This window comes from Brevibacterium sp. SIMBA_078 (assembly GCF_046534565.1).
Lineage (GTDB): Bacteria > Actinomycetota > Actinomycetes > Actinomycetales > Brevibacteriaceae > Brevibacterium.
In genome coordinates this window covers 1-274 of the sequence record NZ_JAWRYQ010000189.1, presented here as the reverse complement: position 1 = coordinate 274, position 274 = coordinate 1, and the positions used below count along the sequence as shown (strand labels likewise).

At 36.5% G+C, this 274-nt stretch carries 1 protein-coding gene; it reads left to right on the top strand.

Going from position 1 to position 274, the window contains the following annotated elements:
• Positions 1-274 (top strand): FHA domain-containing protein (locus SB749_RS19385; RefSeq protein WP_410711741.1); only part of this gene is annotated, 274 nt, incomplete at both ends.

The window sequence follows — 274 nt, the reverse complement described above, 5'->3', positions numbered from 1 at the left end:
CATTTACCCGATCCCGAAAAAATAATCTCAAGTAAACACGGTATAATAGAAAAAGAAGGTGACTCTTTTTACGTATACGATAATTCAACTAATGGATTATTTATTAACTTTGCTGTAGCGCCGCTTGGTCAAGGCAACAAACAACGTTTGTCAGACAGTGACGTATTAACCATCGGCGATTTTCAAGTCAATGTGGTGCTAACATCAGATCAACATGGCTTAAAGCATATTCAACAGCAAATTTATCAACACTTGGCATACCTACAAATTCTAC